Origin of the sequence: Pseudomonas sp. YuFO20 (assembly GCF_035064975.1) — a bacterium.
Taxonomy (GTDB): domain Bacteria; phylum Pseudomonadota; class Gammaproteobacteria; order Pseudomonadales; family Pseudomonadaceae; genus Aquipseudomonas; species Aquipseudomonas putida_AE.
In genome coordinates, this window is the sequence record NZ_JAXDEO010000060.1 from 1 (window position 1) to 14,814 (window position 14,814).

Genomic DNA, 14,814 nt, shown 5'->3' on the forward strand with positions numbered 1-14,814 from the left:
CTACCAAATCACCCCCAAACCTCCTTCGAAAGTAGCATTCGACCCCCCGGCCCACCGTGCATTAATGGCTCTACCGGAATCGCCCGGCACAAGAAGAGGAATGACCCATGTGGACTAAACCCGCGTTTACCGATCTGCGCATTGGCTTCGAAGTGACGATGTATTTCGCCAACCGTTGATTGATCACCCGGCCAGCCGTGGCGTTGGCCGGGCCTGCCTTCTGGAGCATTGCCCATGCACATCCGCGTTCTCGGTTCCGCCGCCGGCGGTGGTTTCCCGCAGTGGAACTGCAACTGCCGCCAGTGCGCCGGTGTGCGCAATGGCAGTATGCGGGCCCAGCGTCGCACGCAGTCGTCGATCGCCCTGAGCGACAACGGTGTGGACTGGGTGCTGTGCAATGCTTCACCGGACATCCGCGCACAACTCGACAGTTTTGCGCCGCTGCAGCCGGCGCGTCGCCTGCGCGACAGCGCCATCGCCGGCGTGGTGCTGCTGGACAGCCAGATCGATCACTGCACCGGGCTGCTGAGCCTGCGTGAAGGCTGCCCGCATGACGTGTGGTGCACCGAGCGGGTTCATCAGGACCTGAGCAGCGGCTTCCCGTTGTTCACCATGCTCGGTCACTGGAACGGCGGCTTGCAGTGGCAACCGGTCGGACTGGACCGCGAGCCCTTCCAGATCGCGGCCTGCCCACAGTTGCAGTTTCGCGCGATTCCATTGGTCAGTAACGCGCCGCCGTATTCACCCAATCGCGGCAACCCGCAACCGGGCGACACCATCGGTTTGTTCATCGAAGACCCGCTTAGCGGCGCCTCGCTGTTCTACGCGCCGGGCCTTGGGCAGATCGACGATGAGGTGCTGGCCTGGATGCAGCGCGCCGATTGCCTGTTGCTCGACGGCACCCTGTGGCGCGACGACGAGATGCGTATTTGCGAAGTCGGGCAGAACCTGGGCAGCGAAATGGGCCACCTGGCGCAAAGCGGGCCCGGCGGCATGCTGGAAGTGCTGGAGGGTTTCCCCGGCCAGCGCAAGGTGCTGATCCACATCAACAACACCAATCCGATCCTCGATGAAGACTCGGCCGAGCGGGCCTTGCTGGAGCGGCGGGGGATTGAAGTGGCTTATGACGGCATGAGCATTGTGTTGTAGCTAATGGCCCCTTCGCGAGCAAGCCCGCTCCCACAATGAAACGCATTCCCCCTGTGGGAGCGGGCTTGCTCGCGAAGGCGTCAGTTCAGACACCGCCAAATCCGGAGACCGGCAATGACCGACACCCCCATGACCCCCAGCGAATTCGAAGCCGCCCTGCGCGCCAAGGGCGCCTGCTACCACATCCATCACCCCTTCCACCAAGCCATGTACGCCGGCCGCGCCAGCCGCGCACAGATCCAGGGCTGGGTCGCCAATCGCTTCTACTATCAGCTCAACATCCCGCTCAAGGACGCGGCGATCCTGGCCAACTGCCCGGACCGCGAAGTGCGCCGGGAATGGCTGCAACGGATCATCGATCATGACGGTACGCCTGGCAGCGAGGGCGGCATCGAAGCCTGGCTGCGCCTGGGCGAGGCGGTGGGGCTCGACCGCGAGCAGATCCTCTCCCAGGAACTGGTGCTCCCCGGCGTACGTTTTGCCGTGGATGCCTACGTCAATTTCGCCCGGCGTGCCTGCTGGCAGGAAGCGGCCAGCAGCTCGTTGACCGAGCTGTTCGCGCCGCAGATCCATCAGTCGCGACTCGATGCCTGGCCGACCCATTACCCGTGGATCGACCCCGCCGGCTACGACTACTTCCGCACGCGCCTGAGCCAGGCCCGACGGGATGTCGAACACGGCTTGCGCATCACCCTGGCCCACTACGTCACCCTCGAGGCCCAGCAACGCATGCTGCAGATCCTGCAATTCAAGCTCGACGTGCTGTGGAGCATGCTCGACGCCATGAGCATGGCCTATGAGCTGGAGCGCCCGCCGTATCACACGGTGACAACCGAGCGCGTCTGGCATCGGGGGATCGCGCTGTGAGCCTGGTCAAACGCGCGCATTCACCGACGCTGCGCCCGGGTTTTCGCTTGCAGTGGGAACCGCGCCAGGACTGCCACGTGTTGCTCTACCCCGAAGGCATGATCAAGCTCAACGCCAGTGCAGGGCAGATTCTCGAGCTGCTGGACGGCCAGCGCAGCGTCGCGGCAATCATCGACCGGCTGACCGCGAGTTTTCCCGAGGTGCCGGGCATCGACGAGGACGTGCTGGCTTTCCTGGAGGTGGCCCATGCGCAATTCTGGATCGAGTGACGCGCTGCCGGGGCCGCCGTTGTGGCTGCTGGCGGAGCTGACCTATCGCTGTCCGTTGCAGTGTCCGTACTGCTCCAACCCATTGGACTTTGCCAAATCAGGTGAAGAGTTGAGTACCGAAGAATGGATTCGCGTGTTCCGTGAAGCGCGCGAAATGGGCGCTGCGCAACTGGGTTTTTCCGGTGGTGAGCCATTGGTGCGCCAGGACTTGGCGGAGTTGATCAAAGCTGCACGAGGCATGGGTTACTACACCAACCTGATCACCTCGGGCATCGGCCTGACCGAGCAGAAGGTGCGCGACTTCAAGGTCGCCGGGCTCGATCACATCCAGATCAGTTTCCAGGCCGCCGACGAAGCGGTGAACAACATGCTCGCCGGCTCGCGCAAGGCCTTCGCGCAGAAGCTGGCGATGGCCCGGGCGGTGAAAGCCCAGGGTTATCCGATGGTGCTGAACTTCGTCACCCATCGGCACAACATCGATGACATCGCCAGGATCATTGATCTGTGCCTGGAGCTGGAAGCGGATTTCGTCGAATTGGCCACCTGCCAGTTCTATGGCTGGGCCGAGCTCAACCGCGTCGGCCTGTTGCCGACCCGGGAGCAACTGCAACGGGCCGAGCGCATCACCAATGAATATCGCGAGCGTCTTCAGGCCCAGGGGCATCCCTGCAAGCTGATTTTCGTCACCCCCGATTACTACGAAGAACGTCCCAAGACTTGCATGAACGGCTGGGCCAACCTGTTTCTCGACATCACCCCGGACGGCACGGCGCTGCCTTGCCACAGCGCCCGGCAATTACCGGTGCAGTTTCCCAACGTGCGCGAGCACAGCATCGAGCACATCTGGAACCAATCCTTGGGTTTCAACCGTTTTCGTGGCGATGACTGGATGAAGGAGCCGTGTCGTTCCTGCGATGAAAAACACAAGGACCTGGGGGGCTGCCGCTGCCAGGCGTTCATGCTCACCGGCGACGCGGCCAATGCCGACCCTGTGTGCAGCAAGTCGCCCCATCACGGGATGATCCTCAAGGCCCGCGAAGAAGCAGAAGCGCCGGGGCAGGGCATGGAGCACCTGACGTTGCGCAATGCGAAGGCTTCGCAGCTGATCTACCGCGGATGACCCTGGCAACACCCCCCCTGTAGGAGCGAGCTTGCTCGCGAAGAACCCGAGAGCGCCGCTGAGTGTCAGGCTCCCAGCGTTATCGTTGACGACCATCGCGAGCAAGCTCGCTCCTACAGGGGACCTGCAGTGAACCCAGCCATTGGTCTGATTGCATTCGCAGCCGGATGCTTTAGTGTGGACCTTACCTTCCAAAACAATAAAAACAGGCTTTCCAATGAGCCAGAGTCTCAGTCAGCTGCGTAAATTCGTTTCGCCTGAAATCATCTTCGGTGCCGGTTGCCGGCACAACGTCGGCAACTACGCCAAGACCTTTGGCGCGCGCAAGGTGCTGGTGGTCAGCGACCCGGGGGTGATTGCCGCCGGATGGGTGGCGGATGTCGAAGCCAGCCTGCAAGCCCTGGGCATCGAATACTGCCTGTACAGCGGCGTCTCGCCCAACCCGCGAGTGGAAGAGGTGATGCTCGGTGCCGAGCTGTACCGGGAAAACCACTGCGATGTGATCGTTGCCGTCGGCGGCGGCAGCCCGATGGATTGCGGTAAAGGCATCGGCATTGTCGTCGCCCATGGCCGCAGCATCCTCGAGTTCGAAGGCGTGGACACCATCCGCGTGCCCAGCCCGCCGCTGATCCTGATTCCGACCACCGCCGGCACCTCGGCCGACGTCTCGCAATTCGTGATCATCTCCAATCAGCAGGAACGCATGAAGTTCTCCATCGTCAGCAAGGCGGTGGTGCCGGACGTGTCGCTGATCGACCCGGAAACCACCCTGAGCATGGACCCGTTCCTGTCGGCCTGTACCGGCATCGACGCGCTGGTGCATGCCATCGAAGCCTTCGTGTCGACCGGGCACGGGCCGCTGACCGATCCCCATGCGCTGGAAGCCATGCGCCTGATCAACGGCAACCTGGTGCAGATGATCGCCAACCCCACGGACATCGCCCTGCGCGAGAAAATCATGCTCGGCAGCATGCAGGCCGGGCTGGCGTTCTCCAACGCGATCCTTGGCGCGGTGCATGCCATGTCCCACAGCCTCGGCGGCTTTCTCGACCTGCCCCATGGCCTGTGCAACGCGGTGCTGGTGGAGCACGTGGTGGCGTTCAACTACGACTCGGCGCCGGACCGTTTCAAGGTCATCGCCGAGACGTTCGGCATCGACTGCCGCGGCCTCAATCACCGGCAGATCTGCGGGCGCCTGGTCGAGCACCTGATCGCTCTCAAGCATGCCATCGGTTTCCACGAAACCCTCGGGCTGCATGGGGTCAGGACCTCGGACATTCCATTCCTGTCGCAACACGCCATGGATGACCCGTGCATCCTCACCAACCCGCGTGAATCCAGTCAGCGTGATGTCGAGGTCGTCTATGGCGAAGCCCTCTGACGAGCAACAACGGGCGCTGGCCGGACTGCTCGGACTAGGCAGTCATTCGGCGCGCAAGAGCCATTACCCGGAACTGGCCGCGCGCCTGGACGAGCTGGAAGCCGAGCGCAATCGCTACAAATGGTTGTTCGAAAACGCGGTCCACGGGATTTTCCAGGCCAGCCTGCACGACGGCATGCGCGCCGCCAACCCGGCCCTGGCGCGCATGCTTGGTTATCAGGACCCGCAGGAGGTGCTGTTCTCCCTGGCGGACCTGGCGAGCAACCTGTTTGTCGGTGGTGCCCAGGAGCTGGAAGACATCGGCGAAATTCTCACCCACCAGGGCAGCCTGCACGGCTATGAAACCCAGTTGCGGCGCAAGGACGGCAGCCATCTCGACGTGCTGATGAACCTGCTGCTCAAGCCCGACCAGGAAGGGCTGGTGGAAGGTTTCGTCGCCGACATCACCGAACGCAAGCTTGCCCAGGAACGCCTGCAGCAACTCAACGACCAACTGGAACAGCGCGTGACCGCGCGCACCGACGAACTGCTGGAAGCCAACCGCAACCTGCAACAACAGATCACCCAGCGTAAACAGATCGCCGAAGCCCTGCGCGATGCCCGGGACGCCGCGCAGGCCGCCAACCGCAGCAAGGACAAATACCTCGCTGCGGCGAGTCATGACCTGTTGCAACCGCTCAACGCCGCGCGGTTGCTGATCTCGACCTTGCGTGAGCGCAAGCTGCCCGAGGTCGAGCAGGTGCTGGTTGAACGTACCCATCAGGCGCTGGAAGGCGCCGAGGACCTGCTCACCGACTTGCTGGACATCTCCCGCCTCGATCAAGCGGCGGTCAAGCCGGATGTCGCGCTGTACCGCCTCGACGAATTGCTCGGGCCACTGGTCTCGGAGTTCCAGTCCGTGGCCCAGGCCGCCGGCTTGCGTTTGCGCGTGCACATGGGCGATTACGCCATTCGCACCGACTTGCGCCTGATGACCCGGATCCTGCGCAACTTCCTCAGTAACGCCTGTCGCTACACCGACGAAGGCAGCATCCTGCTGGGGGCCCGTTGCCGGGGCGACAAGCTGCGCCTGGAAGTGTGGGACACCGGACGCGGCATTCCCGCCGATCGCCTGGACTCCATCTTCCTCGAATTCAATCAGCTGGACGTGGGCCGCGCCGCCGACCGCAAGGGCGTGGGGCTGGGGCTGGCGATCGTCGAGCGCATCGCGAAGATCCTCGACTACCGCATCCAGGTGCACTCGCTTCCGGGCCGCGGATCGATGTTCAGCATCGAGGTACCGATATCCCGCGAGGTGCCTTTGCCCATCAGCCTCGCGGCGCCGCAACCGGGCACGGGTAATCCGCTGCCGGGCCGGCGATTGCTGGTGCTGGACAATGAAGTGAGCATCCTCGAAAGCATGAGTGCGTTGCTCGGGCAGTGGGGCTGCGACGTGGTCACCGCCACCGATGAACACTCGGCGCTGGCGGCCCTGGCGGGGCGGGCGCCGGAACTGATCCTGGCGGACTATCACCTTGACCACGGCGTGGTGGGCTGTGATGTGGTCAGGCATTTGCGCGAGCATTACCGCCAGGCCATTCCTGCCGTGATCATCACCGCGGATCGTACGGACCAGTGCCGGCGCTCGTTGCAACGGCTCGAAGCGCCGCTGCTGAACAAACCGGTGAAACCCGGCAAGTTGCGCGCCGTGCTGAGCCAGTTGCTGGGAGCACCGGCTTGAGCGTCGCTGCGCATTTCGATCATTAAGTTGTCAGTTTCGGTCATTGAGCCGCAGCTGCGCGGCTCTTAGTCTGTCGAACATGACTGACGGGGGCCGTAGAGCTTCCGCTTTTCCCGTGATCGCTCGCTGTGGAGTTACCGATGACCGCCGCCCATTACCCGCACCTGTTGGCCCCGCTGGACCTGGGATTCACCACGTTGCGCAACCGCACCCTGATGGGGTCGATGCACACCGGCCTTGAGGAAAAGCCCGGCGGTTTCGAGCGCATGGCGGCCTACTTCGCCGAGCGTGCCCGTGGCGGAGTCGGCCTGATGGTCACCGGGGGTATCGGCCCGAACGACGAGGGTGGTGTGTATTCCGGCGCGGCCAAGCTGACCACCGAGGAAGAAGCGCTCAAGCACCGCATCGTCACCCGCGCGGTACACGAGGCGGGCGGCAAGATCTGCATGCAGATCCTCCACGCCGGGCGGTATGCCTACAGCCCGAAACAGGTTGCGCCAAGCGCGATCCAGGCGCCGATCAACCCGTTCAAGCCCAAGGAGCTGGACGAGGAAGGCATCGAGAAGCAGATCCGCGATTTCGTCACCTGCTCGACCCTGGCCCAGCAGGCCGAGTACGACGGCGTCGAGATCATGGGTTCCGAAGGTTATTTCATTAACCAGTTCCTCGCCGCCCACACCAACCACCGCACCGACCGCTGGGGCGGCAGCTACGAAAACCGCATGCGCCTGCCGGTGGAGATCGTGCGCCGTGTGCGTGAGGCGGTTGGCCCTAACTTCATCATCATTTTCCGCCTGTCGATGCTCGACCTGGTCGAGGGCGGCAGCACCTGGGACGAAATCGTGCTGTTGGCCAAGGCCATCGAGCAGGCTGGTGCGACGATCATCAACACCGGCATCGGCTGGCACGAAGCGCGAATCCCGACCATTGCCACCAAGGTGCCGCGCGCGGCCTTCAGCAAGGTCACGGCCAAGCTGCGCGGCTCGGTGAACATTCCGCTGATCACCACCAACCGCATCAACACCCCGGAAGTCGCCGAGCAGATCCTTGCCGAGGGCGATGCCGACATGGTCTCCATGGCGCGGCCGTTCCTCGCCGACCCGGACTTCGTCAACAAGGCCGCCGAAGGCCGCGCCGATGAAATCAATACCTGCATCGGCTGCAACCAGGCGTGCCTGGACCACACCTTCGGCGGCAAGTTGACCAGCTGTCTGGTCAACCCGCGTGCCTGCCACGAAACCGAACTCAACTATGTGCCGGTGCAGCAGATCAAGAAAATCGCCGTGGTCGGTGCCGGGCCTGCGGGGTTGTCCGCCGCGACCGTGGCGGCCGAGCGTGGCCATGCGGTGACGCTGTTCGATTCGGCCAGCGAAATCGGCGGTCAGTTCAATGTCGCCAAGCGGGTACCGGGCAAGGAAGAGTTCTTCGAGACCCTGCGTTACTTCGGTCGCAAGCTGCAGACCACTAACGTCGAGGTGTGCCTGAACACCCGCGTCGATGTGGCGAAACTGGTCGAGGGCGGCTACGACGAGATCATCCTGGCGACCGGTATTGCGCCGCGCTTGCCGGCGATTCCGGGGGTGGAGAACGCCAAGGTGTTGAGTTATCTGGACGTGCTGCTCGAGCGCAAACCGGTGGGCAAGCGAGTCGCGGTGATCGGCGCTGGCGGTATCGGCTTCGACGTCTCGGAATTCCTGGTTCACCAGGGCCAGGCCACCAGCCTGAACCGCGATGAATTCTGGAAGGAGTGGGGCATCGACACGCACCTGGAAGCCCGCGGCGGTGTCGCCGGCATCAAGGCGGCGCCCCATGCCCCGGCCCGCGAAGTGTTCCTGCTGCAGCGCAAGAAATCCAAGGTCGGCGACGGCCTGGGCAAGACCACCGGCTGGATTCACCGCACTGGTCTGAAGAACAAGCAGGTGCAGATGCTCAACAGCGTCGAGTACCTGAAGATCGACGACGAAGGCCTGCACATCCGCATCGGCGAAACCGGTGAGTCGCAGGTGCTGCCGGTGGACAACATTGTGATCTGCGCCGGGCAGGACCCGCTGCGCGAGTTGCAGGAAGGCCTGGTGGCGGCGGGGCAGAACGTGCATCTGATCGGCGGCGCGGACGTCGCGGCGGAGCTGGATGCCAAGCGGGCGATCAATCAGGGTTCGCGACTGGCTGCTGAACTGTAGGAGCTGCCGAAGGCTGCGATCTTTTGATCTTGCTTTTAAAAATCAAAAGATCGCAGCCTCGTTTCACTCGACAGCTCCTACAGGGTTTTTTATCGGCTGGTAGAATGGGGTTTTTTCAGGTCGCCCAGCGCTGATGATTGTTCCTTCCGACTGGCTACCCCAAGCCCCACTCGATCGCCTCCACCTTGATTGGCTCACCGCAGCCAGCATCGAACTCGCCATCCTGCGCCTGGACCAGATCGACCCGCTGATCAGCGGCAACAAATGGTTCAAGCTCACCGAACACCTCAAAGCCGCTGACCAGGCAGGCGCCAAGGGCATCATCAGCCTCGGCGGCGCCCATTCCAATCACCTGCATGCCCTGGCCGCTGCCGGCAAACGCTTCGGTTTTACCACGGTCGGCCTGTTGCGCGGGCACCCTCAGCAAACACCGACGGTGAACGATTTGCAGGCGTTCGGCATGCACCTGCACTGGCTCGGTTTTGCCGGCTATCGGGCGCGGCATGAGGCGGGTTTCTGGGCGCCATGGCAGGCGCAGTATCCCGACTTGCTGGCGGTGCCTGAAGGCGGCGGCGGGTTGCCGGGTGCACAGGGCTGCCTGCCGCTCAAGGCATTGGCCTGCCGGCAACTGAATGACCTGGGCTGGAACGACTACGACGGCTGGTGGCTGGCCTGCGGCACCGGCACGACCCTGGCTGGCCTGGTCATGGCCGAAGCGGGCGAGCACTCGGTCTACGGTGCGCTGGCGGTGCCGGACGATCATGGGGTGGCACAGCAGGTCGAGCGCATCCTGGCGCAGGCGGGGGTGAATCATCCGTCTTATGAACTGTTCGACGCCAGCCGCGGTGGTTTTGCCAAGGTCGATTCGCTATTGCTTGAATTCATCGAGCAGACCGAACAGGCCAGCGGCATTCCACTGGAACCGCTGTACACCGGCAAGGCGTTGCTGGCGCTGAAACAGCAGGTAGAGGCAGGCAAGTTTGCCCCAGGCACGCGGCTGATCTTTATCCACACCGGTGGTTTGCAGGGCCGCCGGGGTTTCAGCTCCAAAACCTGAAAAGCACCGCAATCCATTGTGGGAGCGGGCTTGCTCGCGAAGGCGGTGCATCAGTCGCATCGTTAATTGACTGACACACTGCCTTCGCGAGCAAGCCCGCTCCCACATTTGATTTGCGTCAGCTTCCGGTATTGCTGTTGACCCGCTTGGGCATCATTCGCAGCAGGGTGTTGTCGCCCACCACATAGTGGTGATACAGCCCGGCGACGGCGTGCAGGCCGATCAGCCAGTAACCGAGGGTGCCACCGAGTTCGTGCCAGCCCTGGATCTGCTTGGCCAGGTCCTTGTTTTGCGCGACCAGCAGGGGCAGGTCGAAGCCGTAGAACATCACCTGGTTACCTTTGGCGCTGGTGACCAGCCAGCCCAGGATCGGCATGGCGATCATGAAGAGGTACAGCGCCCAGTGCATCAATTTGGCCAACAGCGTTTGCCACTTGGGTGACGCCGGAAAGATCTGCGGTGCCGGGCCAAGGCTGCGGGCGAACAGGCGTAGCCAGACCAACACGAAGACGGTCAGGCCGAGCATGAAGTGCGATTCGACAATCAGTGTTCGACCACCGCTGCCCTTGGGAAACAGGCCGCGCAGTTCGATACAGGCGTAAACCAGCGCCAGCAGGACCAGCATCAACCAATGCAGTGCGATCGAGACGGTGCTGTAGCGCGAGTCGGAGTTTTTCCACGGCATACGGTGTTCCTCACAGGTCCGGTTTGAAGCCACCCGTTCTTGATCGACGGTGTGCTTTAACTGTAATCCTGTTTCACCGGGTTTGCTTGAAGGCTCTCTGACGCTGAATGCCTTGTAGGAGCTGCCGCAGGCTGCGATCTTTTGATCTTGAAAACAAGATCAAAAGATCGCAGCCTGCGGCAGCTCCTACAGGGGGCGATACGCGTTTGGTCAGTTGGTTTGCGGCATTTCGCCTTTGGCCAGGCGCTTGTTGATGTCGGCAATCACTTCAGGCAAATCGCTGATGGTGTCGATCATGTAGTGCGGGCGCGAGCCTTCGAACAGGGCGTGGATGCGCTTGCGTTCGCTGGCCAGTTCATCGCTGCCGAGGGCACGGTAGCCTTCATAGTCCAGGCCCAGCGCGTTGCCCGAGCAGATCAGCGCGACGGTCCACATGCCGGCACGACGACCTTCGAGGATGCCCGGCACGGTGTCGTCGATCTTCACGCACGCGGCGACGTCGTCGATGCCCAGCGCGATCACGTTGGCCAATGCCTGGGCGGGCCATGGGCGGCCGTTCGGCACTTCGTCGGTGGCGACCACGTGGTCGGCCACGTAGCCGTTGGTGGCGGCCAGTTCGACGACCTTGTCCATGACCTGTTTCGGATAACCGGAGCAGGAACCGATCTTGATCCCCTGTTCACGCAAGCCGGCAATGGTGTCCAGGGCGCCGGGAATCAGCGCCGAGTGTTCGGCGATTTTCTCGATCTGCAGGGGCATGAAACGCTGGTAGATGGCGGTGACGTCATCGTCGGTCGGCGTACGGCCGAACACATTGCGATAGCGCTCGGCGACTTGCGGTTGGTCGCACAGGGTGCGGATGTGGTCCCACTTGCCCATGCCCATCGGGCCACGGGCCTCTTCGATGGAGACCTGGACGTCGAACTCGGCAAAAGCCTCGACGAAAATCTGCGTCGGCGCGAACGAGCCGAAGTCGACCACGGTGCCGGCCCAGTCGAGGATGGCGGCTTGCAGCTTGGTTGGGTTGGTGTAGTTCATGGTGATCAGATCCTGTGGCAACTGGCTAATGATGGGTTGCTTTTTGTGGGAGCGGGCTTGCTCGCGAATACGGTCTGACAATCAGCAATGATGTCGACTGACACTCCGCTTTCGCGAGCAAGCCCGCTCCCACAGGGGAAAAGTGATGTGGGTTAGATCTCTAGCACTTCCATCTCGCGCAATACTTCGCCGATGGCCGCGACGGCTTCGCGCATTTCTGAAGGTTGCACATGACCAATGCAGCCCACACGGAACGTCTCGACCTGAGTCAGTTTGCCCGGGTAGAGGATGTAACCCTTGGCCTTGACTCGTTCGTAGAATTCCTTGAACTGGTAACGCGGATCTTTCGGCGCATGGAAGGTGGCGATGATCGGCGCCTGGATGGCGGCCGGCAGGAAGCTGCGCAGGCCCAGCCCGGCCATCTCTTCCATCAGGGCCTGGCAGTTGGCGGCGTAGCGCTGGTGCCGGGCGGGCAGGCCGCCTTCTTCGTTGTATTGCAGCAGGGCTTCGTGCAGCGCGGCGACCACGTGGGTCGGCGGGGTGAAGCGCCATTGCCCGGTCTTGGCCATGTAGGTGTGCTGGTCGTGCAGGTCCATCGCCAGGGAGTGCGAGTTGCCGGCGGCGTTGGCCAGGGATTCTTTGCGAGCGAACACGAAACCCATGCCCGGCACGCCTTCCAGGCATTTGCCGGAAGCGGCGATCAGCGCATCGAACGGCACCTGTTGAGCGTCTACCGGCAGCGCGCCGAAGGAGCTCATGGCATCGATGATCAGGCGCTTGCCGTGCTGCTCGACCACCTGGGCGATTTCCGGCAGCGGGTTGAGGATGCCGGTGCTGGTTTCGCAGTGAATCAGGGCAACGTGGGTGATGCCGGTATCGGCGCGCAGGAGGCGGTCGACGTCGGCGGCGGTGGTCGGTTCGTCTTCGGCGGTTTCGAAAGTGCTGAACGAGCGCCCGAGTACTTCGCAGATCTTCGCCAGGCGTTTGCCGTAGGCACCGTTTATCAGCACCAGGATCTTGCCGTCACGGGGCACCAGGGTGCCGATCGCCGCTTCGACGGCGAAGGTGCCGCTGCCTTGCAGTGGCACGCAGTGATGGCTGGCGGCGCCGTTGATGATCGCCAGCAGTTGTTCGCAGAGGCTGGCGGTCAGCTGGTTGAAGCGGTCATCCCATGAACCCCAGTCAACCATCATCGCCTGACGGGTGCGGGGCGACGTGGTCAACGGGCCGGGGGTGAGCAGGATGGGTGCGGCAGTACTCATTCTCGTGTCCTCGCAATCGATGGGATGAAGCTACGGGGCTTAAATTGCAATTTGCCGAGTTATCAATCAAATTGTTTGTTGTTATGCCAGCCATCAGTGAGAGTTATTCATGAACTTGTTTCAGCTCCGCGCGTTCGATGCCGTGGCCCGGGAGGGCAGCTTCACCCGCGCCGCCGCGCGGTTGTTCATCAGCCAGCCGGCGGTCACCGGGCACATCAAGTCGCTGGAAGAGCACTACCAGATCACCCTGCTGCGCCGCACCGCACGACGGGTGGAGTTGACGGAGGAGGGCACCAAGCTGGCGGCGATCACCCGGGCGATGTTCGGCCTGGCCGAGGAGGCGCAAGCGATGCTGGAGGCCAACCGGCAGTTGCTCACCGGGCGCCTGGAAGTGGCGGCGGACGGCCCGCACATGGTCATGCCGATGCTCGCGAGCCTGCGCGCGCGTTATCCGGGGATCACCGTCAACCTGCGCCTGGGCAATGCCCAGGAAACCCTGGCGGCGCTGTTGTCCGAGCATGCCGACGTGGCGGTATTGACCGAAGTCGAGCCGCGCAAGGGCCTGCATTTGCAAGCCCTGAGCGAATCGCGGATCTGCGCCCTGGTGCCCGAAGGTCATGCCTGGGCGCGGCGCACTCAAGGCGTGCCGCTCAAGGAACTGGACCAGGTGATCATGGTGCTGCGTGAGCCGAGTTCGATCACCCGACGCACCTTCGATGAAGCCTGCCTCCAGGCACAGGTCAATCCGCGGGTGTTGCTGGAGCTGGACAGCCGGGAAGCGGTGACCGAGGCGGTCGCTGCCGAATTGGGGGTGGGGGTGGTGTCGTCGGTGGAGGTCAGCCATGACCCGCGGGTGGCGGCGGTGCCGATCATTGGTGACGGGTTGGTCAATCGGCACATGATGGGGTGCATGGAGCGGCGGCGGGATTTGCGCTTGATTCAGGCGTTTTTCGGCTTGGCGCCTGCCAGTTAGACCGCGTTGCCTGCATCGCCAGCAGGCTGGCTCCCACAGAGTTTTGCGTCGTACACAAGATGGGTGAATAGCATGAATCCCTGTGGGAGCCAGCCTGCTGGCGATAGGGCCAGACCTGCCTACACAAGACTCTCGCGAACCATCTGCAGAAACGTCGCCACCACCCGCCGCGAACTCTGCTCACGCAAGCACACCAGCGTCTCGGTCAAGCGCCGCTTGCAATCGACAATCGGCAACGCGCACACCCGCGAGTCAGCACCGAACTCCGCCGCCGACACCACGCCCACACCAATCCCCACCACCACCGCCTCCCGCGCAGCTTCCCGACCTTCGACCTGAATCGCAGGGCGAATGCGAAACCCCGCGCCGGCCATTTCTTCTTCCAGGGTCTGGCGGGTCACCGAACCGATTTCCCGCAGCACCAGCGGCGTATCGTCGAGGTCCGCGAGGGTGATGGACTCGCGATCCGCCCACGGATGATTGCGCGACACGAACGCCACCATCGGGTCATTGCGCAGCGGCAGCGAGATCAATCGCTCGTCACTCACCTCGCGGCCGAGCAATGCCAGGTCGGCCTGATAGTTGAACAGGCGGAACAGCGATTCATCGGTGTTACCGGTTTCGATCTTCACGCTGATGCCGGGGTAGCGCTCGCAGAACCGGGCGATCTGTGGCAGCACATGCACCGGCGCATCCACCGCCAGGATCAGGCTGCCGGTCTGTAACGCCTGGGAATCCTGCAACAGCTCCTGGGCCTCGGCTTCGATCACGAACAGTTTCTGGGTGACGCTCAACAAACGCTCGCCCAGGTCGGTGAGGCGTACCGAGCGTTTGTTGCGATGGAACAGCAACACGCCGTAGCGTTCTTCGAGTTTGCGCACCTGGTCGGAAATCGCCGGTTGGGTGAGAAACAAACGCTCGGCGGCTTTGGTGAAGCTTCCATGCACGGCCACGGCATGGAAGGCTTTGAGCTGGGCGTGGGAAACCGACATGGGAATCTCCAGTAACAAGCTGAGCTTATTTTGGAAATACGATAAATCGATTTCACTTATTAATCAGTAATTGTTTTGATCGACCTCAGCCCCGGTGACTGCTCAGTCGAACAGCGCGGGT

14 protein-coding genes are annotated in these 14,814 nt (G+C 62.8%); 10 read left to right on the plus strand and 4 right to left on the minus strand.

Annotated elements, in window-relative coordinates:
* Positions 1–107 precede the first annotated feature (107 nt).
* The 9 genes from pqqA to SOP85_RS25945 all read left to right on the plus strand — a co-directional run bounded on the left by pqqA (position 108) and on the right by SOP85_RS25945 (position 9,743).
* Positions 108–179, plus strand: coding sequence for a pyrroloquinoline quinone precursor peptide PqqA (gene pqqA, locus SOP85_RS25905; RefSeq protein WP_003253598.1), 72 nt, complete (start codon positions 108–110; stop codon positions 177–179).
* 55 nt (positions 180–234) lie between these two features.
* Entirely contained in the window at positions 235–1,149 is a 915-nt protein-coding gene (gene pqqB / locus SOP85_RS25910; protein WP_323628680.1) for a pyrroloquinoline quinone biosynthesis protein PqqB, read from the plus strand.
* A 114-nt stretch (positions 1,150–1,263) separates the two neighbouring features.
* A complete protein-coding gene (gene pqqC, locus SOP85_RS25915) occupies positions 1,264–2,016 on the plus strand; it encodes a pyrroloquinoline-quinone synthase PqqC (RefSeq protein WP_323628681.1) in 753 nt (250 codons plus the stop codon).
* Positions 2,013–2,285, plus strand: a complete 273-nt coding sequence (pqqD, locus tag SOP85_RS25920) for a pyrroloquinoline quinone biosynthesis peptide chaperone PqqD (protein ID WP_274074726.1) — start codon at positions 2,013–2,015, stop codon at positions 2,283–2,285. The genes pqqC and pqqD overlap by 4 nt, the downstream gene beginning before the upstream one ends.
* Positions 2,263–3,405, plus strand: a complete 1,143-nt coding sequence (gene pqqE, locus SOP85_RS25925) for a pyrroloquinoline quinone biosynthesis protein PqqE (RefSeq protein WP_323628682.1) — start codon at positions 2,263–2,265, stop codon at positions 3,403–3,405. Before pqqD ends, pqqE begins: the two co-directional genes overlap by 23 nt.
* A gap of 217 nt (positions 3,406–3,622) precedes the next feature.
* Positions 3,623–4,786, plus strand: coding sequence for an alcohol dehydrogenase-like regulatory protein ErcA (gene ercA / locus SOP85_RS25930; RefSeq protein WP_274074728.1), 1,164 nt, complete (start codon positions 3,623–3,625; stop codon positions 4,784–4,786).
* Entirely contained in the window at positions 4,770–6,506 is a 1,737-nt protein-coding gene (locus tag SOP85_RS25935) for a PAS domain-containing hybrid sensor histidine kinase/response regulator (RefSeq protein WP_323628683.1), read from the plus strand. Before ercA ends, SOP85_RS25935 begins: the two co-directional genes overlap by 17 nt.
* A gap of 140 nt (positions 6,507–6,646) precedes the next feature.
* Positions 6,647–8,686 (plus strand): NADPH-dependent 2,4-dienoyl-CoA reductase, encoded by a 2,040-nt coding sequence (locus tag SOP85_RS25940; protein ID WP_323628684.1) that lies wholly within the window; start codon positions 6,647–6,649, stop codon positions 8,684–8,686.
* 133 nt (positions 8,687–8,819) lie between these two features.
* Positions 8,820–9,743: a 1-aminocyclopropane-1-carboxylate deaminase/D-cysteine desulfhydrase gene (locus SOP85_RS25945; RefSeq protein WP_442967943.1), complete on the plus strand. Its 924-nt coding sequence runs from the start codon at positions 8,820–8,822 to the stop codon at positions 9,741–9,743.
* Between the two features lie 118 nt (positions 9,744–9,861).
* Here SOP85_RS25945 and SOP85_RS25950 read toward each other — a convergent pair whose 3' ends face one another.
* The 3 genes from SOP85_RS25950 to SOP85_RS25960 all read right to left on the minus strand — a co-directional run bounded on the left by SOP85_RS25950 (position 9,862) and on the right by SOP85_RS25960 (position 12,728).
* On the minus strand, positions 9,862–10,428 hold the full coding sequence (locus tag SOP85_RS25950; RefSeq protein ID WP_274074731.1) for a cytochrome b: 567 nt from the start codon (positions 10,426–10,428) through the stop codon (positions 9,862–9,864).
* A gap of 210 nt (positions 10,429–10,638) precedes the next feature.
* The gene (phnX, locus tag SOP85_RS25955) at positions 10,639–11,466 is read right to left on the minus strand and encodes a phosphonoacetaldehyde hydrolase (protein ID WP_274074732.1); all 828 of its coding nucleotides are present in this window, start codon (positions 11,464–11,466) and stop codon (positions 10,639–10,641) included.
* A gap of 152 nt (positions 11,467–11,618) precedes the next feature.
* Complete coding sequence (locus SOP85_RS25960; RefSeq protein WP_274074733.1) at positions 11,619–12,728, minus strand: 2-aminoethylphosphonate--pyruvate transaminase; 1,110 nt, start codon at positions 12,726–12,728, stop codon at positions 11,619–11,621.
* A gap of 109 nt (positions 12,729–12,837) precedes the next feature.
* Between SOP85_RS25960 and SOP85_RS25965 the strand changes: the two genes are divergently transcribed.
* Positions 12,838–13,701 (plus strand): LysR substrate-binding domain-containing protein, encoded by an 864-nt coding sequence (locus tag SOP85_RS25965; RefSeq protein WP_323628685.1) that lies wholly within the window; start codon positions 12,838–12,840, stop codon positions 13,699–13,701.
* Between the two features lie 119 nt (positions 13,702–13,820).
* Here the strand turns inward: SOP85_RS25965 and SOP85_RS25970 are convergent, their stop codons facing one another.
* Positions 13,821–14,693 (minus strand): LysR family transcriptional regulator, encoded by an 873-nt coding sequence (locus SOP85_RS25970; protein ID WP_323628686.1) that lies wholly within the window; start codon positions 14,691–14,693, stop codon positions 13,821–13,823.
* Positions 14,694–14,814 lie beyond the last annotated feature (121 nt).

What these genes read in the sequence shown, in the direction of transcription:
- pqqB (WP_323628680.1), top strand. Translation starts at nt 235, where the DNA reads ATGCACATCCGCGTTCTCGGTTCCGCCGCCGGCGGTGGTTTCCCGCAG.
- pqqC (WP_323628681.1), top strand. Translation starts at nt 1,264, where the DNA reads ATGACCGACACCCCCATGACCCCCAGCGAATTCGAAGCCGCCCTGCGC.
- pqqE (WP_323628682.1), top strand. Translation starts at nt 2,263, where the DNA reads ATGCGCAATTCTGGATCGAGTGACGCGCTGCCGGGGCCGCCGTTGTGG.
- ercA (WP_274074728.1), top strand. Translation starts at nt 3,623, where the DNA reads ATGAGCCAGAGTCTCAGTCAGCTGCGTAAATTCGTTTCGCCTGAAATC.
- SOP85_RS25935 (WP_323628683.1), top strand. Translation starts at nt 4,770, where the DNA reads ATGGCGAAGCCCTCTGACGAGCAACAACGGGCGCTGGCCGGACTGCTC.
- SOP85_RS25940 (WP_323628684.1), top strand. Translation starts at nt 6,647, where the DNA reads ATGACCGCCGCCCATTACCCGCACCTGTTGGCCCCGCTGGACCTGGGA.
- SOP85_RS25945 (WP_442967943.1), top strand. Translation starts at nt 8,820, where the DNA reads ATGATTGTTCCTTCCGACTGGCTACCCCAAGCCCCACTCGATCGCCTC.
- SOP85_RS25950 (WP_274074731.1), bottom strand. Translation starts at nt 10,428, where the DNA reads ATGCCGTGGAAAAACTCCGACTCGCGCTACAGCACCGTCTCGATCGCA.
- phnX (WP_274074732.1), bottom strand. Translation starts at nt 11,466, where the DNA reads ATGAACTACACCAACCCAACCAAGCTGCAAGCCGCCATCCTCGACTGG.
- SOP85_RS25960 (WP_274074733.1), bottom strand. Translation starts at nt 12,728, where the DNA reads ATGAGTACTGCCGCACCCATCCTGCTCACCCCCGGCCCGTTGACCACG.
- SOP85_RS25965 (WP_323628685.1), top strand. Translation starts at nt 12,838, where the DNA reads ATGAACTTGTTTCAGCTCCGCGCGTTCGATGCCGTGGCCCGGGAGGGC.
- SOP85_RS25970 (WP_323628686.1), bottom strand. Translation starts at nt 14,693, where the DNA reads ATGTCGGTTTCCCACGCCCAGCTCAAAGCCTTCCATGCCGTGGCCGTG.